The organism is Xanthomonas sp. BRIP62418 (assembly GCF_003993495.1).
GTDB classification, from domain to species: Bacteria; Pseudomonadota; Gammaproteobacteria; order Xanthomonadales; family Xanthomonadaceae; genus Xanthomonas; species Xanthomonas euroxanthea.
Genome location: NZ_QEZG01000034.1, coordinates 45,707 through 68,183, shown reverse-complemented (window position 1 = coordinate 68,183; position 22,477 = coordinate 45,707). Strand labels below are relative to the sequence as shown.

Here is a 22,477-nt window from a genome sequence, read left to right as displayed (position 1 = left end):
TGCAGCGATGCGGTCGTACATGAGGCATTACTGTAGCGCAGCCACGGCGTGCGATAAATCGATAAGATTGCCGCAACCTGTGATCTGGACTCACATATGAGCACACTGCTTCCGCCGCTGGCAGCGCTGCGCGCGTTCGAATCCGCCGCACGTCTGCAGAGCGTCAGCCGGGCCGCGCAGGAGCTGCACGTGACCCATGGCGCCATCAGCCGGCACGTTCGCTCGCTGGAACAGGCGCTGGGCACGGCGCTGTTCACCCGCCAGGGCCGCGGCCTGGTGCTCACGCCTGCCGGCGCCAGGCTGCGCGATGCCACCGGCGAAGGCTTTGCGCTGATCGGCGACACCTGGGCAGCGTTGCGGCGCCCCACCAGCGAGGCGCCGCTGGTGCTGGGCTGCTCCGGCAGCCTGCTCGCGCGCTGGGTCATCCCGCGGCTGGGCCGGCTGCAGCGGGATCTGCCGCAGCTGCGCCTGCACTTGTCGGCCAACGAACAGGCGCCCGGTCCGGACCTGGATGGCCTGGATGCGGCCTTGCTGCTGGACACCCCGCCGTGGCCAGGCGAGTGGCAGGTGCACGAGCTGGGCGTGGAGTGGATCGGCCCGGTGCTGAGCCCGCAGCTGGCATCGGCCACCCGGCTCGATGGCAGCGCGGCGATCGCCCTGCTCGACCACGCCTTGCTGCACACCCGTTCGCGCCCGCAGGCCTGGCCGGAATGGGCGCAACGCCACGGCCTGGCACCCGAGGCGCTGGGCTTCGGCACCGAATTCGAACATCTGGTCTATCTGCTGGAGGCGGCCGCGGCCGGCCTGGGCGTGGCGATCGCACCGCAACCGCTGGTTGCCGCGGACCTGGCCGCCGGGCGCCTGCTGGCGCCCTGGGGCTTTACGCCGACGTGCGGCCGCTGGGTGCTGTGCGCCGCAAGGCGCAACCCCGATCCGCGCATCGAACAGCTCGCCGGCTGGCTCCGTCATGCACTTTCAGAGGATCAACAGCACACCATGGATGCCGCAAGCGTTTAATTGGAACGCTCAGTGGTCGGCGAAACAGCGACCGAACAATCGATCATCAGAGAAGCGAAAGATCTAGGGCAATCAAAACAACGAAGCAGACTGCCCGCTCCGATTCCCCAATCCCGATTCCCGATTCCCGCCCCCCCAACTCACCCCATCTCGTGACAATCGGCCCGACGCACTTCTTCGACGAACTTGCGCATCATGTGGCCGTCCTTGATCCCCGGCGCCAGCTCCACGCCGCTGGACACGTCCACGCCCCACGGCAGCGTCGCCACGATCGCATCGAACACGTTGTCGGCGGTGATGCCGCCCGCCAGCAGAAACGGGCGATGCAGGCCGGTCGGCAGCCGCGACCAATCGAAGGTCTTGCCGGTACCGCCACCGGCGCCGGGCGCATGGCTGTCGAACAGGAAACCGGCGGTATTGGGATAGGCAAGCTGCAAGGTCCGCGCGTTGGCGTCCTCGCCGTTCATGCCGGTGCTGCCCATCGGTATGGCCTTGAGATACGGCAGGTTGAAGCTGCGGCAGAACGCGTCGTCTTCCTCGCCATGAAACTGCAGCAAGGTCGGGCGCACGGTACGCACCACTTCGCGCACTTCCTCCTTGGAATTGTTGCGGAACAAGGCCACCACATCGACCATCGGCGCGGTGGCCTGACGCATTGCGCGCGCCTCGGCCGGCGCCACGCGGCGCGGGCTGCCGTGCGCAAAAATGAACCCCACCGCGTCCACACCCAGCTCGCCGGCCAGTCGAATATCACCGGCGCGGGTCATGCCACAGAACTTGATACGGGTGCGGTACAGCGATCGATTCATTGGGTTACCTCAGCGGGCAGATGCCACTCTGCGGGATACAACGGCCCGATGAAGACCAGACCTTGTGGCGGCGCTGTCGGCCCGGCCACCGTGCGGTCGCGACCGGCCAGCAACGTCGCGATCCAGTCGCCCGGTTGTTCCCCGGTTCCGATCAGGATCAGCGAGCCAACAATATTCCGCACCATGTGATGAAGGAATGCATTGGCCTGGACCTGCACCTCCACCACCTCGCCGATGCGTTGCACGCTGATGGCCTGCAGGTTGCGGCGTGCGTGCAAGGCCTGGCATTGCACGCTGCGGAATGCGCTGAAGTCGTTCTCGCCCAATAACGCCTGCGCGGCCGCGTGCATGGCATCGGCATCCAGCGGGCGGCGTTCCCAGCTCAAGGTCTGGCGATACAGCGCCGGGCGTATCTGCCGGTTGAGCAGGCGATACCGGTAACGGCGTGCGCGCGCGGAAAACCGCGCGTGGAAGTCGGCGGCCGCCGGCACGCACCAGCGCACCGCGATCGAGGGCGGCAGGCGCGCGGTGGTGCCCAGCATCCAGCCACGCGGCGCGCGGTGCGCATCGCTGTCGAAATGCACCACCTGGCACTCGCCATGCACGCCGGCATCGGTGCGGCCTGCGCATACCACCTGCACCGGGGCATCGGCCACCGAGGACAGCGCCGCCTGCAGGCTGGCCTGCACGCTCGGCCCGCCCTGCTCACCCAACTGCTGCCAGCCCTGGAACTCGCTGCCGTCGTACTCCACGCCCAGCGCGTAACGCATCGGAACCTGCCTGTTGTCGAATCGATGGAGCGTGCGCGGACTAGCCGACGGCGCGCTCGGACCACACCGCCAGCGTGTTACCGCCCGGCTCGCGGAAATGAAACCGGCTGCCGCCGGGAAAACCGAACACCGGCTTGACGATCTCGCCACCGGCAGCGCGTACGCGCTCGCCCATGGGCTCCAGCGCGTCGGCATACAGTACGATCAGCGGACCCGCATCTGCCGACGCTGCCGCAGTGGCGCGATAGAAACCACCGTCCAGACGACCGTCATTGAAGGCCAGATAATCCGGACCATAAGCCTGAAACTGCCAGCCGAACACGGTTTCGAAAAACGCGCGGCTGGCATCCAGATCGAGCGAGGCAAATTCCACGTAATCGATGCGGCGCTCGCGTGCGGCGGCCTGTGCGGCGGCCAGGCTGTCCAGCGCCGGGCTCATGCCAGCCGCTCCAGTAGTTCGGCGGCTTCGGCGCGGGTGGCCTCATCGCCGGTTGCAGCCACCTCCAGCAACAAGCCACGCGCGGTGTCCGTGTCGCCGAGATCCATGTAGGCCACGGCCAGTTCCAGACGATCGCGGCCTGCAGAGACGACCCCCCTGGTGGTCACCGCGCTGGGCGCAGCGGCCGGGGCGATTGGCACCGGCTCGATCTCCGGGCTGTCCTGCGTGGCGACCGAGGCAAGCGGCACGCCCGGCGCGCGATCGGTGCCGGCGCGCGTGGCGTCTACGTCCTGCGGCTGGCCATATGGAAGCTCCGCAGGCGCGGACCTCACCTGCTCCGGCACCGGCTCCTCAGGCGCAACGAACTCCGGCTGCACCACCGGAGGCGCTGGCGGCGTCGCACGCAGCGAGCGCCAATCCTCGCTGGCAACCACCAGCGGCGCTGCGACAGGCTCGGACAGCAGCGGTTCGCGACGCAACACATCGGACAGCGGCTGTTGCGCCTGGTAGGCGCGCTCGTCTTCGCGCAGATCCGCCTGCTCGAATTCGGTTTCATGCAGCACATCGTGCTCGCTGGGCACGGTGGTCTGTGCATCGTCCTGCAGCGCCACGGCGTCTGCCGCGGCGCCGGCAGGCACGATGTCGAACTGACGTTGCGGCAACGGCGGCAGCGGCGAGGGCTTGCGCCGGCGTGCCGCCAGCCAGGCGACGACCGCCGCGACGATCAACACCAGCCCGCCGATCAACCACAGTGGAAAACCGCCACCCTGCTGCGCCACGGCCGGCGTTTCGGACAAGCGCTTCTGCGCGGCCGCCAGGTCGGTATCCTTCATTGCGATCAAGGCTTGCTGTTGCTGCTTGAGCTTTTCCAGATCGGCCACGCGGGTGCGCAGATCCTGCAATTCCGCATCGCGGGTGGCGATGTCTTCCCTGGCCTGTTGCAACTGTTGGTTGGCCGCCATGTCGCCCTCGCCTTCGGCACTGGTGCCGGACGTGGCGCCGGCCTGGTTGGTCTGACTCGCCACTGCCGGGGCGATCTCGAGCCGCGCGCCGGCACCTGCCGACGTCGCAACAGCTGCGGCAGGTGCCGGCGTTGCAGCAGTGGCACCGGCCTCGGCCGGCTGTGGAACCGCCGCGCGCGCCTGTCGCCACTGCGCGGCCTGCTCGCGCACCATCACCGCCGCTTCGGCAGCGCCGACCTGCGCCAGCGCATCTTCCTGCGGGGTGCGCAGCACCGCACCCTGCTTCAAGCGATTGATGTTGCCGTCGATGAAGGCATCCGGGTTGGTGCGCAGCAACGCCAGCATGGTCTGGTCGAGCGAATGCCCGTTGGAACGGGCCACGGCGGCAGCGATTTCGGACAAGGTCTGGCCCGAGCGCACCGCCGGCAGCGCATCGCCGGCCGGCGCCGGCGCGGCTGCGCGCGTGCCGGAACGTGTGCCGGGCGCCACTGCGTCAGCAGTCTGCCCGGCGCGTCCGGCAACGGCTGCGGGCGCGGCGGCCGACTCACGTGCGATGGCATTGCTGGCCCCGGCGCGCGGCGCCTCGATGGCAGGCCCGGCGATCGCAGCCGCGGTATTGGGCGCATCGACCAGTGCGGAATACTCGCGCACCAGCCGGCCCTGGCCCCACTCCACCTCGATCAGGAAGTTGATCGCCGGCTGGTCCACTGCCTGGCTGCTGGTCACGCGGATCACCGCACGCCCGCGCGCGTCCTGCGCGAACTGGAACTGCAGGTTGCTGACTAGGCCCTGCGGGCGCTCCAGGCCGACCCGTGCAAACGTGGTGGCCGATGCCAGCGCCACGCGTGCGTTGTCGAGTTCGCCCGGCTCGTTGGAGATGACCGGAATCTCGGCCACCAATGGCTGCCCCGGCCGGGACAGCACCCGGATATCGCCCAGGCCCAACGCCATCGCAGCGCCGCTGCAGGCCATCAGCAGCAGCGCACCTATCCCTTGTATCGGACGCATCGCGCCCCCGCCCCTATGTTTCATGGGCATCAATATAGCCGCTGCATGGGCGAAAAAGTCGGCGCCCCCCGCGCAGAGCGCGCATGCCGTGGCGATACCGCGATGCGACATCCATGCAGCAGGCCATCGGCAGCGCGCTGGTAGGAGCGCACTTGTGCGCGATGAGGCTTCACCGGGACAGCTTCATCGCGCGCCAGCGCGCTCCTACGGCTACCCGTGGTCAGCCTTCCTGCGCGACCAGCTCGGCCAGCTGCACGGCGTTGAGGGCGGCGCCCTTGCGGATGTTGTCCGAGACGATCCACAGGTTCAGGCCGCGCGGATGCGACAGGTCCTCACGGATGCGGCCGACGAACACCGCGTCCTTGCCGGACGCGTGCGTGACCGGGGTCGGGTAGCCGCCAGGCTTGCGCTCGTCCACCACTTCCACGCCGGGCGATGCGGACAGCAGCGCGCGCGCATCATCGACGGTGATCTTGTCGCGGGTTTCGATCGCCACCGCTTCGGAGTGCCCGTAGAACACCGGCACGCGCACGGCGGTGGGGTTCACCTGGATGCTGTCATCGCCCAGGATCTTGCGCGTCTCCCAGACCAGCTTCATCTCTTCCTTGGTGTAGCCGTTGTCCTGGAAGTCGTCGATATGCGGAATCAGGTTGAAGGCGATCTGCACCGGGAAACGCTGCGGGTCGATCTGCTGGAAGCTCAGCAGCTCGCTGGTCTGCTTGCCCAGTTCTTCCATCGCCGAACGCCCGCCGCCGGAGACCGACTGGTAGGTCGCCACATTGATGCGCTCGATGCCGTACTTGCGGTGGATCGGGCCGAGCGCGACCACCATCTGCATGGTCGAGCAATTGGGGTTGGCGACGATGCCGCGCGGGCGCTGCTTCAGCGCTTCGGGATTGACCTCCGAGACCACCAGCGGCACGTCGTCGTCGTAACGGAACGCGGAGGAATTATCGATCACCACCGCGCCGGCGGCGGCGAACTTGGGGCCGTACTCCTTGGACACGCTGCCGCCCGCGGAAAACAGCGCGATGTCCACGCCGGTGGGGTCGAAGTCGGCCAGATCCAGCACATCGACCTTGCCGCCATTGAACTCGACCTGCCCGCCGGCCGAGCGCGCCGAGGCCAGCGCGTACAGGGTGGCGACCGGGAAGTTGCGCTCGGCCAGGATGCTCAGCATGGTCTCGCCGACAGCGCCGGTGGCGCCCACGACCGCGACGTTGAAACGACGGTTTTCGTTGCTCATGAGATTGTCTTTATCGAATGGGGAAAGAGGGGAACGCGCTTGCGCAGTGGGTTCGGGGAACCTCCAAAGCTGGCGGCGGAGGTTCCCTATCGTTTGGTCGTGGTGGTTTTGCCGGCGCCGGTGTTGGTCGCTTCGCCATCGCGCACGCCGGCCTGTTTGGCAGCGGCCACCGCATCGGCATTCAGCGCGCTCGGCGGATGGCCGGCATTGGGGCCTTTGCCCAGCGCGGCAATCAGGTTGTCCACCGCCAGCTGCACCATCGCGCGGCGCGTGGCCAGGCTGGCGCTGCCGATATGCGGGGTGAGCACGACGTTGTGCAGGGCCAGCAGTTCGGGACGGACCGCAGGTTCGCCTTCATAGACATCCAGCCCGGCAGCGGCCAGGCGCCCATTGGCGAGCGCATCGGCCAGCGCGATTTCATCGACCAGGCCGCCGCGCGCGATGTTCACCAGCGTGGCGCTCGCGCGCATCTTGCCCAGCGCGGCGGCATCGATGATGTGGTGCGACTCCTTGGTGTACGGCAGCACCAGGACCAGGTGATCGGACTGCGCCAGCAGCGTGTCGAAGTCCACGTACCGCGCGCCGAGCGCGTGCTCGGTGGCGGCCGGCAGCTGGCTGCGGTTGTGATACAGCACGCGCATGCCAAAGCCGTGCGCGCCACGGCGGGCGATGCCCTGCCCGATCCGGCCCATGCCCAGGATGCCCAGCGTGCTGCCGTGGATATCGGCGCCGAGCATGGTCTTGAACGACCACTGCCCCCACTGCCCGTCGCGCAACCAGCGCTCGGCTTCGGTGATGCGGCGCGCGGTGGCCATCAGGACTGCAAAGCCGAGATCGGCCGTGGTCTCGGTCAGTACATCCGGCGTGTTGCTGGCCAGGATGCCGGCCGCACTGAGTGCGTCCAGATCCAGGTTGTTGTAGCCCACCCCGACATTGGCGATCGCACGCAGCCGCGGCGCGGAGCCGATTTCCGCCGCGCCGACACGCTCGTTGAGGGTGATCAAGGCACCGTCCAGCGATGCCAGCCGCGCGGCCAGGTCGGCCGGCGAATACGCAGTGACGCGCTCGGTGGTGGTCAGCTCGAAATGCTCGCCCAGCTGCGCGACGACATCGTCGAACAGCGGCTGGCTGACCCACACCTTCGGGCGCGTTGCTTCAGACATCGACCTGACCAGGAATACGTGGCGCCACCTCGCCGACATCGCCGCACTGGGCGCGATGACGCAAGGCCTGGTCCATCAGCACCAATGCCATCATCGCCTCGGCGATCGGGGTGGCGCGGATGCCGACGCAGGGGTCGTGGCGGCCGGTGGTGATCACATCGACCACTGCGCCATCCGCATCCACGGTCGCGCCGGGCAGGCGCAGGCTGGAGGTCGGCTTGAGCACCATCGAGGCGGTGATCGCCTGGCCGGTGGAAATGCCGCCCAGGATGCCGCCGGCATGATTGCTGAGGAAGCCTTCCGGGGTGATCAGGTCGCGGTGCTCGGTGCCCTTCTGCGCGGCGCTGGCGAAGCCGTCGCCGATCTCCACGCCCTTGACCGCGTTGATGCTCATCAGGGCGGCGGCCAGTTCGGCATCGAGCTTGCCGTAGATCGGCTCGCCCCAGCCCGCCGGCACGCCGCCGGCCACCACGTCCACGCGCGCACCGACCGAATCGCCGGACTTGCGCAGCGCGTCCATGTAGGTTTCCAGCTTCGGCACCTGCTCGGCATGCGGCCAGAAGAACGGATTGTCCTCGACCGCATTCCAGTCGAAACCGGTCGGGCGGATCTCGCCCAGCTGCGATAGAAATCCGCGCACCAGCACGCCGTAGCGCTGCCTGAGCCACTTCTTGGCGATCACCCCGGCGGCCACGCGCATGGTGGTCTCGCGCGCGGACGAGCGCCCACCGCCGCGCGGATCGCGGATGCCGTACTTCTGCCAATAGCTGTAGTCCGCGTGCCCGGGACGGAACTGCTGGGCGATGTTGCTGTAGTCCTTGCTGCGCTGATCGGTATTGCGGATCAGCAGGCCGATCGGCGTGCCGGTGGTGCGGCCTTCATAGACGCCGGACAGGATCTCGATGTCGTCGGCTTCGCGGCGTGCGGAGGTGTGCCGGCTCTTGCCGGAGGCACGCCGTTGCAGATCGTGGGTGAAGTCTTCCGGCGCGATCTCCAAGCCCGGCGGGCAACCGTCGACCACGCAGCCGATCGCCGGCCCATGCGACTCGCCGAAGGTGGTGACCGTCAACAGGCGGCCGAAACTGTTACTGCCCATGACGGCATCCTCTCAACATTGCAGCAGGTGGCGTGGCGCGCAGCAGGCGCGGCAGATGACGTACCGCCACCAGCATCGGCGCCACCGCGAACAGGCCGCTGAACACCAGCGTGAACACATCCAGCCCGTGACGCCCACCGAGCAGCCAATCGGCGAGCAGGTACAGCGCAACGCCGACGCCGACCAGCAGGCCGAGCGCCACGACCAGCGTGCGGCGCCGATGCGCGCGCAATGCCGCATCCGGACTGACCACCACGATCCAGGCCGAGACCAGGCCGAAAAACGCCATCAGGCCAAAACCGATCTCCGCCGCCGCGCTCAACCAGCGCTGTTGCCAGGGACCGCCGTACATCGGGTCGAACAGGCGGTACACCACGTCGATCAGGCCGAGCGGAATGCCGACGCCGAAGATGGACACCGGCAGCAGCAACAGCAGATCGCCCAGCTGCGGCCGCGTTGTGGACGACTCAGCGCGCACTGGCCAGCTCGGCGATGCGCGCGCCGTGCGCGATCAGCTCGCAGCATTCGACCGCGAAGATGCCCATCTGCCCGACCTTGAACTCGACCCAGGCCAGATCCACTTCCGGCAGCAGCTTGATCAGATGCTGCTCGGACTCGCCCACTTCGCAGATCAGCAGACCGTCCTCGCTGAGGTGCTGCGGCGCATCGCGCAGGATCTTCAGCACCAGATCCAGGCCATCGTCGCCCGCACGCAACCCCAGCTCCGGCTCGTAGGAATACTCCTGCGGCAGCGCGTCGGTTTCGTCGTTGGTGACATACGGCGGATTGGTGACGATCAGGTCGTACTGGCGGCCGCCCAGCCCGGCGAACAGGTCCGACTTGAGCAGGGTGACGTTGTCGGCATGCAGGCGCGCCTTGTTTTCTGCGGCCAACGCCAGCGCGTCGTCGCTGATGTCAACCCCATCCACGTCCCACTGCGGGTTGTAGTGGCCCATGGCGATGGCGATACAGCCCGACCCGGTGCACAGATCCAGCGCGCGGGTGACTTCGCGGCCGCCCAGCCAGGGTTCGAAGCCGGCTTCGATCAACTCGGCGATCGGCGAACGCGGCACCAGCGCGCGCGCATCGCTCTTGAAACTGAGCCCGGCGAACCAGGCCTCGCCGGTCAGGTACGCCGCCGGCACGCGCTCGTTGATGCGGCGCTCGAACAGGCTCAGCACCTGCTCCTTTTCCGAACGCAGCAGACGCGCCTGGCCATAGGCCGGGCCCAGGTCGTGCGGCAGATGCAGGCTGTGCAGGACCAGCTGGGTGGCCTCGTCCAGCGCATTGTCGTAGCTATGGCCGAAGGTCAGACCGGCTGCATTGAAACGGCTGGTGCCGTAGCGGATCAGGTCGATGATGGTGTGCAGTTCGTCGGCCGCGGCGGCAGTCATGGCAACAACTAAAGAGGAATCGGCCCCCGATTATAGAGGTCGGATCGGTATCATGAGCGTCCGTTGCACTGGAAACCGCCATGTTCAATCGCAATACCGGCATCGTGCTGCTGGTGGCGCTGGCCGCCGGCCTGGGGCTGTTGCTGGGCCAGAAGTTCCTCGGCGCCGCGCCCAGCTCGCCGTGGCCGCCCACCCGGACCATCACCTTCTATCCGCAGCCACGCACCCTGCCGCAGTTCAGCCTGCGCCAGTCCGACGGCACCCAGCTGGTGCCCGGCGAGCTGAAGGGACATTGGACGCTGGTGTTTTTGGGTTTCACCTTCTGCCCGGATGTCTGCCCGACCACGCTGACGGACCTGGCGGTGGCGCAACAGCAATGGGAAACCATCCCCGATGGCCTGCGCCCGCGCGTGCTGTTCGTGTCGGTGGACCCGCAGCGCGATCCGCCGGCACGCCTGGGCGACTACGCGCATGCCTTCCACAAGGACACCCTGGCCGCCACCGCCGACGTACCGGCGCTGCAGCGCTTTGCCACCGCGCTGGGCTTCGTGTTCCAGAAGGTGCCGGGCAAGGGCTTTGCGGAAAATCCCAACGACTACAGCATGGATCACTCCGCCGGCATCGCCGTGCTCGACCCGCAGGGCCGCCTGGCCGGGCTGATCCGTCCCCCGCTCGACCCCAAGGCGATCGCCGCCGACCTCCAGCAACTGACCAAGGTAACCGCTCCGTGAGTCTCGTCACTTCCCTGACCTACGTGCTGCCGCACCGGGTGCTGTCCTCGCTGGCGCGCGCGCTGGCCTATTCCGACACGCCATCCACCAAGCAATGGTTGATCGACACGGTCACGCGCAAGTTCGGTGTGGACCTGAGCGAAGCACTGGAGCCGGACCCGCGCGCCTATCCCACCTTCAATGCGTTCTTCACCCGCGCGTTGAAGCCGGGCGCACGCGTGCCCGATGCCGACCCTGCGGCGCTGCTGATGCCTGCCGACGGCCGCATCAGCCAGCTCGGCCCGATCGAGAACGACCGCATCTTCCAGGCCAAGGGGCAGTCGTTCACTGCCGCCGAATTGCTCGGCGACGCCGAAGCCGCGCAGCCGTTCACCGATGGCCTGTTTGCCACCGTCTATCTCTCGCCCAAGGATTACCACCGCGTGCATATGCCGTGGACCGGCACCCTGCGCGAAACCGTGCATGTGCCCGGCCGCCTGTTCAGCGTGGGACCGGATGCGGTGCGCAATGTGCCGCGGCTGTTCGCGCGCAACGAGCGTCTGGTCTGCCACTTCGACACCGACTTCGGGCCGATGGCCTCGGTGATGGTGGGTGCGCTGCTGGTGTCGGGCGTGGAGACGGTGTGGAGCGGCGTGGAGATCCCGCGTTATGGCGATCGCATCACGCGCACCGATTATCGCGGCAAGGGCATCGTGCTGGAGCGGTTTGCGGAGATGGCGCGCTTCAACTACGGCTCGACCGTGATCGTGCTGCTGCCGCCAGGTGTCGCCAAGCTCGATGGCAGACTTGCCGCGGAGACATCGGTGCGCCTGGGGCAAGCGCTCGCCCATCGCCAGGTGGGCTGATCACCGCCGCGCGCCTGCGATTGCCCGCTTCGGTTGCAAGTGATGCAACAGCGACGCCCTCGTAGGAGCGGGCCTGACCGCGACAGGGCCTTCTCGACGACGTTCACTGCGCAGGCGCATGTCGCACTCCCAGCTTTCGATGTAGAGCGTCCTCGCCTGCGTTGGAACTACCGGGACTGCTTCGTCGCGGCCAGGTCCGCTCCTACAACGGCGCAGCCCGGCGCAGCCCGGCGCAGTGGCCCGATGCGGTAGGCTTGCCTGCGCTGGCCGACGATCGCCGCTGGTCAGCTCGATGGCCTACTCCGATACAGGAGCATGGGTCCGCGACGAAACGCCGCCGTGACGGTGTCATCGCCGCCAGGCTCGCTCGCTACAAGACCGATGCCCACTCCGGCTCCCAACAAGAACGATGCGGTTGTAGGAGCGGGCCCGACCGCGACGTGGCATTCGCAGTGAGGCTTGGGGCTTGCGCCTTCATGACTCCGGCCTCCGATTCGGAACTGCCTTGCCTGCGCCGATGAAGCTACCGGGACTGCCTCGTCGCGGCCGGGTCCGCTCCTACGGGGGCGACGACCGCTCTTCCGGGTCGTCCGCCCAGCGCAGCTCGCTAATGCGGCTGGCCGTGTTCTACCCGACGTGGGACTGCAAGCGCTGGTCAGCGATCGCAGCCGGCCAGCTTGATGCTTTGCCCCGGCTTGAGCGCGTACGACGGCGCCTTCAGGCCATTGGCCTTGGCCAGTTCCTTGATTTCGCACTGGTATTTCTGCGCGACGCGGCCAAGCGTGTCGCCCCTGGCGATAGTGTAGCTGCGCGCCTGCCTGGCCTTGGGCTTGGCGATCGCCGGCTGGCCGGTGGCCACGGTGGTCGGCACGCCAGCCATCGGGCTGACATCGCCCACCGCCACGCTCGGCACGTACTCCGGAGCGCCGCTGCTGCGCACGATCGCGCTGTTGAGGTCGGCGGTGATCAGGGTGCGCGCCAGGTCCGCGCGCGGGCCGCTGACGCAGTAGCGCGTGTACAGGCTGGCGATGCGGTTGGTGGCGTTGATGACGGTGCCGGCCGGGATCCAGCCATCGGATTCGTAGCGCGGGTTGAGGTTGCGCAATGCGCGCATGTAGCCGTCGCGCGTGCCCATGCTGCCCAGGCAGATGGTGAGCTCGTAGATGGTGGTGGACTTGGCCAGCTTCAGCGTGGCCGGCTGCGCGTCGAGCTTGGCGAAGTCCACGCCGTACTGGCGCGGGTGCAGGAAGATCCAGGCCGCCGCGATCACCATCGGCACGTAGTCCTTGGTTTCGGCCGGGAACTGGTTGTAGACGTCCTGCTCCCAGAACCCGCGCCCGCCACTCTGCGTGAACACGCGCGCGGCGCGGCCCTCGCCCCCGTTGTAGGCGGCCAGCGCCAGTTCGATGTTGCGGTTGAGCCCGGCCATGCGCTCGTTGAGGTAGGCGGCGCTGGCTTCGGCGGCGCTGCGTGCATCAAAGCGCGTGTCGAAGCCGGTGCCGTCCGGACCCAGCCCGAAGCGACGCCCGGTGGCGGGCATGAACTGCATCAACCCAGCCGCACCGGCGCGCGAGCTCGCGTGCACCTTGCCGTTGGATTCCTTGGCCATGATGCCGAACAGCAGCGCCTCGGGCAGGCCGCGTTTCTGCCATTCCGGCCACATCACCCCACGCAGGTTGCTGTAGTTCTCGTAGCTGGTCAGCAGCGCCGGGCGCATGTCGGTGAGCCAGCGGCGGATGCCGGCCTGCACCGCGGGGTTGTACTGCACCATCTTGTCGAAATCGTGGCGCTGGTCGTTGAGCAACGTGGCCGCACGCGCCGCCTCGGGCACGCCGTTGGCCGCCGGGCCGAGGTGGTCCGGGTCCGCCTGCAGCAGCGTGTCGTCGTCTTCCGGATCCTCGGCGGCCGGGGCATCGGCATCGGCGCGCGCCTTCAGCAGGCGCTTGTAGGTGGCCAGCTGATTGGCGACCAGGCAGCCGCGCTGCTTGATGCAGGCGTCGATGACGTCTTCCATGTCTTCCAGCGCGGCATCGCCTTCGGCAGTGCCCTTGGGGTCGGAGTTGTTCACCAGCACCAGCGCATCGCGATAACGCTTTTCGGCGGCGGCCATGCGGGCATCGAGCACGGCCGCCTTCTCCGTGTCGCGTTTGGAAATGGCGTGGGCAGCGGGGACGACAGACATCAGCGCCACCACGACCAGAACCGGCCATGGGCGCAAACCAAAATGAGCGAGCGGCATCGTAGGCAGTACAGCGGAAAGGCAGGCAGGGTAGCCGCCGGGACAACACCGGGGCAAGGCGGCGGGGGCAGCAGGGTCAGTGGGCCGTTAGCTTGGCCGTTGCGCCCGGCGCGTGGAATGCCCGCGGGCACTGGCGGTCAGCGGCTGGCAAACCGGCGGCGGCGTCGAACTGCCTGCTGGCGATTGGCAGCGGACCGGCCGACCAAAGTGCGGGGTCGCCCCCGCGCGATTTGGCCAGCCACGTTGCCCGCTAGAATCCGGCTTTTCCCACCGGACCTGCGCAATGGCCTCGTTCCTGCTCGGCAAAGGCGTCACCGACGACATCCCGGTCGTGCTGGAAGGACGCTTCGGTAACCGCCACGGGCTGGTGGCCGGCGCCACCGGCACCGGCAAGACCGTGACCCTGATGACCCTGGCCGAAGGCTTCTCGCGCCTGGGCGTACCGGTGTTCCTGGCCGACGTGAAAGGTGATGTCGCCGGCCTGGCGATGGCCGGCGATGGCGCAGCCGGCGTGCTGCAGCGCGCCACGGATATCGGCATCGCCGACTACGCGCCGGCCGCCAGCCCGGTGGTGCTCTGGGACCTGTACGGCCAGCTCGGGCATCCGGTGCGCACCACCGTCAGCGAGATGGGCCCTACCCTGCTGGCGCGCATCCTGGAACTCAACGACACCCAGTCCGGCGTGCTCGACATCGTGTTCAAGCTGGCCGACGACCGTGGCCTGCTGTTGCTGGACCTGGACGACCTGCGCGCACTGCTCGCACTGGTGGTCCAGGAGCGCAAGGAACTGTCCACCAGCTATGGTCTGGTCTCCAGCCAGTCGGTGGCGGCGATCCAGCGTGCCCTGCTGCGCCTGGCGCAGGACGGCGGCGAGCACTTCTTCGGCGAGCCAGCGCTGGAACTGGCCGACCTGATGCGCGTGGCGCCGGACGGCCGCGGCGTGATCGGCATCCTGGCGGCCAACCATCTGGTCCTCAAGCCGAAGCTGTATTCCACCTTCCTGCTGTGGCTGTTGTCGGAGCTGTTCGAACGTTTGCCCGAGGTGGGCGATCTGGAACAACCCAAGCTGGTGTTCGTGTTCGACGAAGCGCACCTGCTGTTCGACGACGCGCCGGCCGCACTGGTGCAGCGGATCGAGCAGGTCGTTCGGCTGATCCGCTCCAAGGGCGTGGGCGTGTATGTCTGCTCGCAGTTTCCCGACGACATTCCGGACAACATCCTCGGCCAGCTGGGCAATCGCGTGCAGCATGCCCTGCGTGCGTTCACCCCGCGCGATCAGAAGGCGGTCAGGACCGCGGCGCAGGCCTTCGTGGCCAATCCCAGGCTCGATGTGGCCACGGCGATCTCCAGCCTCGGAACCGGCGAGGCACTGGTGTCACCACTGCAAGGCAAGGGCGTGCCGGCGCCGGTGCAGCAGACCTTGATCGCCCCGCCACGCTGCCGCATGGGTGCCATCAGCGAGACCGAGCGCGCGCAGGTGCGCGCCGCCAGCCCGGTCGGCACCCGCTACGACACCGCGATCAACCGTGAATCGGCCGCCGAGCTGCTGGCGCGGCGCGTCGAGCAGGTCGCCGAACATAACGCCGCACCGCCGGCGCGCACGCGCGAACAGGACGATGTGCAAGACCGCGGCTTCGGCAAGGCGATCAAGGACGCGGTGTTCGGCACCAGCCGCCGCCAGGGCATGCTCGAAACGATGGCCAAGCAGACCTCGCGTACGATCGGCAACAGGATCGGCCAGCAGATCGTGCGCGGCATCTTCGGCAGCATCTTTGGCGGGAAGCGCTGATCGCAGTGACACAACTGTGGTTGGGCGATTGCCTGATTGCTTGCCACCAGGCGTTACCAGCCCGAGGTCATATGCAAGCAGGCTCTTGCAACGCTATATCCGCACAGTCAGGAGACCCGCAAGATGCAAGGATACGCAGCCGCCATCACGTCACTCTTCTTGCTTTCCAGGACCGAATCAGTGATCGCTGAGCAGAAGGCACATTAAGACGACCCACCCACCGCGTGGCCAGCGAGCAGGCAGCACCTGCTCGCTGGCCACTATGTCGGCAAGCTGCACCCAAACAACACGCAGTGCCAGGCCGTCCGCGCAGAACTTTGGCTTGAAGCCATCAAAGGAAACAAGCAAAGCCGGCACTATATTTTGAAGACGACATGTATCGCACCCAAGACGCAACGCGGCACAGCAAGCACTACCGAGCGCGGGCCTTGGTGGCTCGATCAAATGGGAGACGAGTGCCTGATTCTCTCGCGCGACGACGTCTCCGATCTCTCGCTCGACCCGAATATGTATGGATTTCGGATCAACCAGGAAACCGGTCCGAATGGACAGCAAGCCGTCTTGTCGTTAGCTCAAGACGGCCATAACTGCCATAGCGGCAGTCCACCAGAACACCGCGACAAGGTGTTGAGACGCGTCCGTTAAGCACGAGCCCAGGTGCCAACGCGCGGAACTGGCTGACTTACATGCTGGTCGCCGCGCGATACGTTAGCCCAGCACACCATGCAACTTGGCGTATTGCAGCAGCATGATGGTCTTGGCATCGGCGATCTCGCCGGTAGCGATCATCGCCAGCGCGGAGTCGAGGGACAGCTCCAGCACCTCGATCTCCTCGCCGTCTTCTTCGAGCCCGCCGCCCTCGCCGACCTTGTCGCCGTCGAAGTATTCGCCGACAAAGAAATACAGACGCTCGGTTACCGAGCCCGGGCTCATGAACGCCTCGAACACCTTGCGCACGTTGTCGATCCGGTAGCCGGTTTCCTCTTCGGTTTCCTTGCGGATGCAGGTCAGCGCATCGTCCTGATCCAGCAACCCGGCGCAGGCTTCGATCAGCATGCCGTCGGGGTTGCCGTTGAGCAGCGTCGGCAAGCGGAACTGGCGGGTGAGCATCACCGTCTGCCTGGCACGGCTATACAGCAGGATGGTGGCGCCATTGCCACGATCGTAGGCCTCGCGCGACAGGGTCTGCCAGCGGCCGTCCTTGCGCTGAAAATCGAACGTGACCTTGCGCAGCACGTACCAATTGTCCGAGAGCACATCGATGCTGCGTATGCGGACCTGCGGGTTGCCGGTGGCGGATGGATTCAAGCGACACTCCTTGTGATGCGCGCGATGGCAGTGCCGGGACGCGGCGCGCCCGGTCGCTCGTATGGGCCGCAAGGATTGCGGCGGGCCACCATGTTACCTACCGCTCAGCCGGCGCGTCAGGCAATGACGCACATAGTGCATCGGCGGCCTGTCGATACACGCATCACGCTATCGGCGACCCAACACGTCCCGATGCAATGCCGGCGCTGACACCTGCCCGGCCGGGCCAGCAAATATCCAGGCCGTGCCGGCGACATGCCGCCAAGCAATGGCCATTCCAGACTCAGTTGATTCGCCCTGCCCCAATTGCGCGACGGCACGCGCCACCGCACAATCCGTTCACATCACACGCCTGGGGAGCGTCATGGAAGACCGTTTTCGCGCACGCAAGGTGGCCGCGCAGACCGCGCCGGCACCGTTCTGGACCCGCATTCCTGCCATTGCCAGCTATCCGCTGCGCGGCTCGGCGCTTTACGCATTGATTGCACTGACGCTGTGCAGCGCGCTGCTGGTGCTGCCGGGCATCCTGAAACTGGTGATTGCCGGAGTGCTCGGCATGGCCACCTACACCTATGCCTTCGACATCCTGCGCCATACCGCCGACGGGCAAGCCGATGCTCCGCGGCTGGGCTACAACAGCTTCGACAGCGCGGTGCTGCGGCTGATCCTGCTGGCGTTTGCGCTGGGCATCATCATCGGTGCGGCAGGCGTGCTGGCGGGCAAGCCCGGCCTGACCATCGCGTACCTAGTGGTGCAGTTGCTGCTGCCGGGCATGATGATTGCGCTGGCCATCGACGGCAGCCTGCGCCGCGCCCTCAACCCGGCCGTGTCGATCGACATGGCTCTGCGCATCGGCTGGCCGTATCTGGCCGCATACGGTTTGCTGTACGTGATCCAGGGCAGCGCTACCGCTGCGATCTTCATCGCGGTGAAGTCTCTGCCGCCGATCGTGCGCGAGGCGACGATCGTGATTGCCTCGATCTGGAGCCTGTTCGCCAGCTTCCACCTGATGGGTTATCTGGTGTACCAGTACCACGAAGAACTGGGCTACGTTCCCAGCGGCGGCGCGGCGTCCGAGCGCGAAGACCCGGATCAGCGCCTGCTCGACGAAGCAGAACAGTACGTGCGCGATGGCCATTCCGATGAAGCATTCCAGACACTGCGCGCGGCGGTGCGTTCGCGTGCGGTGAGCCTGGCGGTGCACGAGCTGTATCAGCGCCTGCTGCGCCAACACCGTCGCAACGACGAACTGCGCGAGCACACCCGCCAGTACATCAATCGTCTGCTGCAGGAAAGACAGGAGCGTCGCGCGCTCGGGTTGCAGCGCGAAGCGCTGGATGGCGACTCCACGTTCACCCCGCTGACGCCTGAGCAAGCCACCTTGCTGGCCGAGCGCGCGAAGATGGCCGGGCAGTTCCAGCTGGCGACCGATGGCCTGCTTGCGGCCATCGCCGCATGGCCGCGCGATCGGATGATGCCGGCCTGGTCACTGGACGCGGGCCTGCTGCTGGCCGAACGGTTCGGCCGCGACGAGCAGGCGCGCGAGGTACTGCAAGACGCACTGGCTCACTGCGACGATGATGCACTGCGCGCGAAGCTGGAAGCCGTGTTGAAAGCAGTGGCGATCCAACCAGCCTGAGCAGCCAACAAAGTTTGTTAAGGAGCAGCTCAGATGCTCCACCATCGGTCCGTCGCGCGACGTGTACTGCTCGCAGCCCTACAGACCGACCATCTCGACTGGTCCTTGCCCGCCCACCATCGCGGGACCTTACGCGGCATGGATGCCGCGCAAGAGCCTACAGGGACGTACCTGCGGCGTGTCCTGCGATGGTGGGCGGGTAAGGGCCCTGCAGCCAGGCTGCAGATCCACCGCTCTGCAACTCATCCATCCGCGCTAGATAATTCTGCTCGAGGCAGAAGACACAACAGCAACCCGGACCTCGCGTAGCAGTGCCTTTCAAGTGCAGTCAAATGCCAGGTCAAAGCTCGGTGAGTCGAGCGCGCGATGCCCTCACCGCTTGCGTTGGCAACACGGATCGCGCAGAAACCACTCATCCGTTTTCGAGCAAAAAGCGCGCTTTGCCGGCCTGCCCCTGCTCGGGAAACTGATCCAGTACATGGCGTAACAGGCGCGTACGCTGCGCGCCGTCCTGCAACTCGCCGTGTCGCAAGGCCAGCACGAACCAGTGCTGCGCCAGCTCATCGCGCGGCACATCCAGCCCAACCTCCTTCAACAGACGTTCGGCATCGGCCAGCAGTCCATTGCGCAGGCAGGTGGCGATCAGCGCCATGCGGACCGATGGCGCGTAGTCGATCCCGGCCTTGCTCAGTTCGGCAGCCACCGTCAGCTGGTTGCGCGTCTGTTCGGCGTGATGGGTGTGCAGCTGCAATAGCGTTTGCGCATGCCGCACGCTGTCCTGGCTGCGACCGGCATTGCGCGCGGTGCGGTAGCGCGCGAGCGCCACGTCCAGACGATGCGGCTGCTCGCTGGCCAGCTCCGCCAGCAGGCGCTCGGCTTCCGCGTTTTCCATGCGTCCCAGATGTCGCTGCGCGCGCTCCCAGCGATCGTCCACCAGCACTGCCTCGTTTTCCTCCATAAAGGACTCACGCGTGCGCCGCAGCAGCACCAACGCGACGCCGAGCAACGCGCCACTGATCAGGCCACCGGCATGCGCCTCGAAGGCGACGTCGCCGTTGTCGTTCCAGAACAGGCTGTACAGCTCCCAACCCAGCCACAGCGGCAGCAGCAGGATCGCCGGACCGCGCACGTAGTCGAATACCACGAAGAACCAGTAGAAGAAGCGCACCTTGCGCCGGCCCCAGACCACGCAGAACGCGCCCATCAAGGCGGCGATCGCACCGGAGGCGCCCAGGCCACCGCCCGGCGCTCCCCAGCGCCACCACAGGCTGGCCGCGCTGGCGCCGAACCCGCCGAGCAGATACAGCAGCAGGAACCAGCCGCTGCCGATCGCCCCTTCCAGCAAGGTGCCCAGCGCCAGCAGAAACAGCATGTTGCCCAGCAAATGATCGAAGCTGCCATGCAGGAAGGTGGCCGTCAGCATCCTCGCGGGAGACCACTCGGAGCTGCGCTGCAGATGCCGCAGCGTGAACACCCTGGACAGGCGTGCATCGTAGGGGGCGCGCAATGTGCGCCATTCGCTCAAGCGCGCCTGGTCCTCGAACAATGCGCCGCTGCGCAACGCCTGTGCGAAGGCCACGTCGTGCATCGTCAGGTGCGCCAGATACGCAAGGCGTTGGCGCGCCGGCACACTGTCCAGCCTGGCCCGGCGCGCTGCGCGCAGCTTGGCGTCGTTGCTCTGCTCCAGGTAACGCAGGTGCGCTTGCGCCTCCAATGCACCCAGACCGGATTCGACGTAATAGCGCACCGCGTTTTCGACCAGCGCATCGTCCTTGCGCTGATAGCCCAGGTAGACCACCACATTTATCAGCACCAGCAGCAGGGTCACCCAGGGAATGTTCTGGCGCGACCAGGGTTTGTGCAGCGGCATCAGCAACATGACAACGTCCGTGTCCGAGGTGCGCAAAGCTTCGCCGTGCGGCGGCAGATGCGCAAGCCGGCCATGCGCGCTAGCATCGCGGCCCTGCCGTCCGACACACCCGCCCATGAGCCGCTGGCGCCCGCCTGCCGAAAAAAGCACTGCACTGATCACGCCCGACGGCCATGCCCGGCTCAAGGCCGAGCTGGAAGAGCTCTGGCGCGTGCGTCGGCCGGAAGTGGTGCGTGCGCTGGCCGCCGCCGCGGCCGAGGGCGACCGCTCGGAGAATGCCGAGTACACCTATCGCAAGAAGCAGCTCGGCGAGATCGACCGCCGCGTGCGCTACCTGAGCAAACGGCTGGAAGCGTTGCGCGTGGTGGACGCCGCCCCCACCGACCCGCGGGCGGTGTTCTTCGGGGCGCAGGTGGAGCTGGAAGATGCCGCCAGCGGCGAGCTGCTGCGCTACCGCATCGTCGGCCCGGACGAAACCGACGCCGCGCGCGGCTGGATCAGCATCGACTCGCCGCTGGCGCGTGCCTTGCTGAAAAAACGCGTGGACGACGAGTTCGAAGCGCAGTTGCCGTCGGGCAAGCACACCTTCCTGGTGGTGTCGGTGGATTACGCCACTCAGTAAGCGAGTGATCGCACTCTGCTGACCTGCGTGTAGGAGCGCACTTGTGCGCGATGGGGCGTTATCGATAAGGCCCCATCGCGCACAAGTGCGCTCCTACCGACAGATGTGCAAGGACCAGCGCCCAGTTACACCATCTGCAGATTCAACGGACGTCCCTGCTGGATTGCGACATTGGCCGGCAATGCATCGCCGAACAGGTCGTGCTCGTCGCTGTCGGTGATTTCCACGTCGACCAGGTCGCCGACCTTCAAGCCGCGCTCGCCGCCGTTCTGGATATGTACCAGGCCATCGATCTCCGGTGCGTCCGCGCGCGAGCGCGCCACCGCGATATCGTCTTCGATCAGGTCGACCAGGCATTGCTGCACGCTGCCGATCTTCGCCTCCAGCCGCGCGGCAGAGATCTCCGCCTGCCGGGCCATGAAGCGCGCCAGGCGCTCCTGCTTGAGCTCCTCCGGCACCTGATCCGGCAGCGCGTTGGCACTGGCGCCTTCCACCGGGGAATAGGCGAACGCACCGACGCGGTCCAGCTGGGCCTGATCCAGAAATTCCAGCAGCGATTCGAATTCGGCATCGGTCTCGCCGGGAAAACCGACGATGAAGGTGGAGCGCACCGTGATCTCCGGGCACATCGCCTTCCAGCGCTGCACGCGCTCGAGGGTTTTTTCCACCGCGCCCGGGCGCTTCATCAGCTTGAGGATGCGCGGGCTGGCGTGCTGGAACGGGATGTCCAGATACGGCAGCAGCTTGCCTTCGGCCATCAGCGGAATCACATCGTCCACGTGCGGGTACGGATACACGTAATGCAGGCGCGTCCACACGCCGAGCTCCGACAAGCCTTCGCACAGCGCCTTCATGCGGGTCTGGTACATGCGGTCGCGCCACGGGCGCTCGGCATACTTCAGATCCACGCCATAGGCCGAGGTGTCCTGCGAGACCACCAGCAATTCCTTGACCCCGCCGCGCACCAGCCGCTCGGCTTCGCGCAGGACCTCATCCACAGGACGCGAGGCCAGGTCGCCGCGCATGGACGGGATGATGCAGAAGCTGCAGCGGTGGTTGCAGCCTTCGGAAATCTTCAGATACGCGTAATGGCGCGGGGTCAGCTTGATGCCGTAGTCGGGCACCAGATCGACGAACGGGTCGTGGCGCGGCGGCAGTGCCGCATGCACCGCCTCCATCACGCTCTGGTAGTCCTGCGGGCCGGACACCGCCAGCACCTGCGGGTAGGCCTCGCGGATCTGCTCCGGGCGCTTGCCCAGGCAGCCGGTGACGATCACCTTGCCGTTGGCGTTCATCGCCTCGCCGATCGCGTCCAGCGACTCGGTCACCGCCGAATCGATAAAACCGCAGGTATTGACCACCACCACGTCGGCGGCGTCGTAGCTGGGCACGATGTCGTAGCCCTCCACGCGCAGCTGGGTGAGGATGCGTTCGGAGTCGACGAGCGCCTTCGGACAGCCAAGGCTGACGAAGCCGACTTTGGGGTTCAGCTGGGACATGGAAGCAGGAGCCTGGGAACGGAGCGGCCTG

At 66.9% G+C, this 22,477-nt stretch carries 19 protein-coding genes; 6 read left to right on the top strand and 13 right to left on the bottom strand.

Translation table 11 applies throughout. From position 1 onward, the window contains the following. The first annotated feature begins 96 nt into the window (after positions 1-96). The gene (locus EO174_RS09040) at positions 97-1,017 is read left to right on the top strand and encodes a LysR family transcriptional regulator (protein ID WP_126943949.1); all 921 of its coding nucleotides are present in this window, start codon (positions 97-99) and stop codon (positions 1,015-1,017) included. A 140-nt stretch (positions 1,018-1,157) separates the two neighbouring features. On the opposite strand, the gene EO174_RS09035 is transcribed toward EO174_RS09040, so the two are convergent. The 9 genes from EO174_RS09035 to prmB form a co-directional block, all read right to left on the bottom strand. Then, entirely contained in the window at positions 1,158-1,826 is a 669-nt protein-coding gene (locus EO174_RS09035) for a phosphoribosylanthranilate isomerase (protein WP_104581949.1), read from the bottom strand. After that, the gene (truA, locus tag EO174_RS09030) at positions 1,823-2,596 is read right to left on the bottom strand and encodes a tRNA pseudouridine(38-40) synthase TruA (protein WP_104581948.1); all 774 of its coding nucleotides are present in this window, start codon (positions 2,594-2,596) and stop codon (positions 1,823-1,825) included. Before truA ends, EO174_RS09035 begins: the two co-directional genes overlap by 4 nt. 40 nt (positions 2,597-2,636) lie before the next feature. Next, complete coding sequence (locus EO174_RS09025; protein WP_119128527.1) at positions 2,637-3,035, bottom strand: VOC family protein; 399 nt, start codon at positions 3,033-3,035, stop codon at positions 2,637-2,639. Then, the gene (locus EO174_RS09020) at positions 3,032-5,005 is read right to left on the bottom strand and encodes a FimV/HubP family polar landmark protein (RefSeq protein ID WP_164740148.1); all 1,974 of its coding nucleotides are present in this window, start codon (positions 5,003-5,005) and stop codon (positions 3,032-3,034) included. The genes EO174_RS09025 and EO174_RS09020 overlap by 4 nt, the downstream gene beginning before the upstream one ends. A 220-nt stretch (positions 5,006-5,225) precedes the next feature. Beyond that, positions 5,226-6,251, bottom strand: coding sequence for an aspartate-semialdehyde dehydrogenase (locus EO174_RS09015; RefSeq protein ID WP_126943943.1), 1,026 nt, complete (start codon positions 6,249-6,251; stop codon positions 5,226-5,228). 86 nt (positions 6,252-6,337) lie between these two features. Continuing rightward, a complete protein-coding gene (locus EO174_RS09010; protein ID WP_126943940.1) occupies positions 6,338-7,414 on the bottom strand; it encodes a D-glycerate dehydrogenase in 1,077 nt (358 codons plus the stop codon). Continuing rightward, positions 7,407-8,510, bottom strand: a complete 1,104-nt coding sequence (gene aroC, locus EO174_RS09005; protein WP_126943937.1) for a chorismate synthase — start codon at positions 8,508-8,510, stop codon at positions 7,407-7,409. The genes EO174_RS09010 and aroC overlap by 8 nt, the downstream gene beginning before the upstream one ends. Continuing rightward, positions 8,500-8,988, bottom strand: a complete 489-nt coding sequence (locus tag EO174_RS09000) for a hypothetical protein (RefSeq protein ID WP_126943934.1) — start codon at positions 8,986-8,988, stop codon at positions 8,500-8,502. The genes aroC and EO174_RS09000 overlap by 11 nt, the downstream gene beginning before the upstream one ends. Next, on the bottom strand, positions 8,978-9,904 hold the full coding sequence (gene prmB, locus EO174_RS08995) for a 50S ribosomal protein L3 N(5)-glutamine methyltransferase (protein WP_126943931.1): 927 nt from the start codon (positions 9,902-9,904) through the stop codon (positions 8,978-8,980). The genes EO174_RS09000 and prmB overlap by 11 nt, the downstream gene beginning before the upstream one ends. Positions 9,905-9,984: 80 nt before the next feature. Between prmB and EO174_RS08990 the strand changes: the two genes are divergently transcribed. Both EO174_RS08990 and asd read left to right on the top strand, forming a co-directional pair. Then, complete coding sequence (locus EO174_RS08990) at positions 9,985-10,635, top strand: SCO family protein (protein ID WP_115677550.1); 651 nt, start codon at positions 9,985-9,987, stop codon at positions 10,633-10,635. Then, positions 10,632-11,480 (top strand): archaetidylserine decarboxylase, encoded by an 849-nt coding sequence (gene asd, locus EO174_RS08985; protein ID WP_126943928.1) that lies wholly within the window; start codon positions 10,632-10,634, stop codon positions 11,478-11,480. Before EO174_RS08990 ends, asd begins: the two co-directional genes overlap by 4 nt. Before the next feature lie 655 nt (positions 11,481-12,135). Here the strand turns inward: asd and EO174_RS08980 are convergent. Next, a complete protein-coding gene (locus tag EO174_RS08980) occupies positions 12,136-13,719 on the bottom strand; it encodes a transglycosylase SLT domain-containing protein (protein WP_164740147.1) in 1,584 nt (527 codons plus the stop codon). Between the two features lie 283 nt (positions 13,720-14,002). Here EO174_RS08980 and EO174_RS08970 point away from each other — a divergent pair, with 283 nt between their 5' ends. Beyond that, entirely contained in the window at positions 14,003-15,508 is a 1,506-nt protein-coding gene (locus tag EO174_RS08970) for a helicase HerA-like domain-containing protein (protein ID WP_126943922.1), read from the top strand. Positions 15,509-16,216: 708 nt separating this feature from the next. Here EO174_RS08970 and nudK read toward each other — a convergent pair. Then, complete coding sequence (nudK, locus tag EO174_RS08960; RefSeq protein ID WP_104581939.1) at positions 16,217-16,816, bottom strand: GDP-mannose pyrophosphatase NudK; 600 nt, start codon at positions 16,814-16,816, stop codon at positions 16,217-16,219. Between the two features lie 364 nt (positions 16,817-17,180). Between nudK and EO174_RS08955 the strand changes: the two genes are divergently transcribed. After that, complete coding sequence (locus tag EO174_RS08955; RefSeq protein ID WP_164740146.1) at positions 17,181-18,455, top strand: DUF4013 domain-containing protein; 1,275 nt, start codon at positions 17,181-17,183, stop codon at positions 18,453-18,455. Between the two features lie 412 nt (positions 18,456-18,867). Here the strand turns inward: EO174_RS08955 and EO174_RS08945 are convergent, their stop codons facing one another. Continuing rightward, positions 18,868-20,334, bottom strand: coding sequence for a rhomboid family intramembrane serine protease (locus EO174_RS08945; protein ID WP_164740145.1), 1,467 nt, complete (start codon positions 20,332-20,334; stop codon positions 18,868-18,870). Positions 20,335-20,440: 106 nt separating this feature from the next. On the opposite strand from EO174_RS08945, the gene greB reads away from it, so the two are divergent. Continuing rightward, on the top strand, positions 20,441-20,947 hold the full coding sequence (greB, locus tag EO174_RS08940; RefSeq protein WP_126943919.1) for a transcription elongation factor GreB: 507 nt from the start codon (positions 20,441-20,443) through the stop codon (positions 20,945-20,947). A gap of 125 nt (positions 20,948-21,072) precedes the next feature. Here greB and rimO read toward each other — a convergent pair whose 3' ends face one another. Continuing rightward, entirely contained in the window at positions 21,073-22,446 is a 1,374-nt protein-coding gene (gene rimO / locus EO174_RS08935; RefSeq protein ID WP_126943710.1) for a 30S ribosomal protein S12 methylthiotransferase RimO, read from the bottom strand. Positions 22,447-22,477 lie beyond the last annotated feature (31 nt).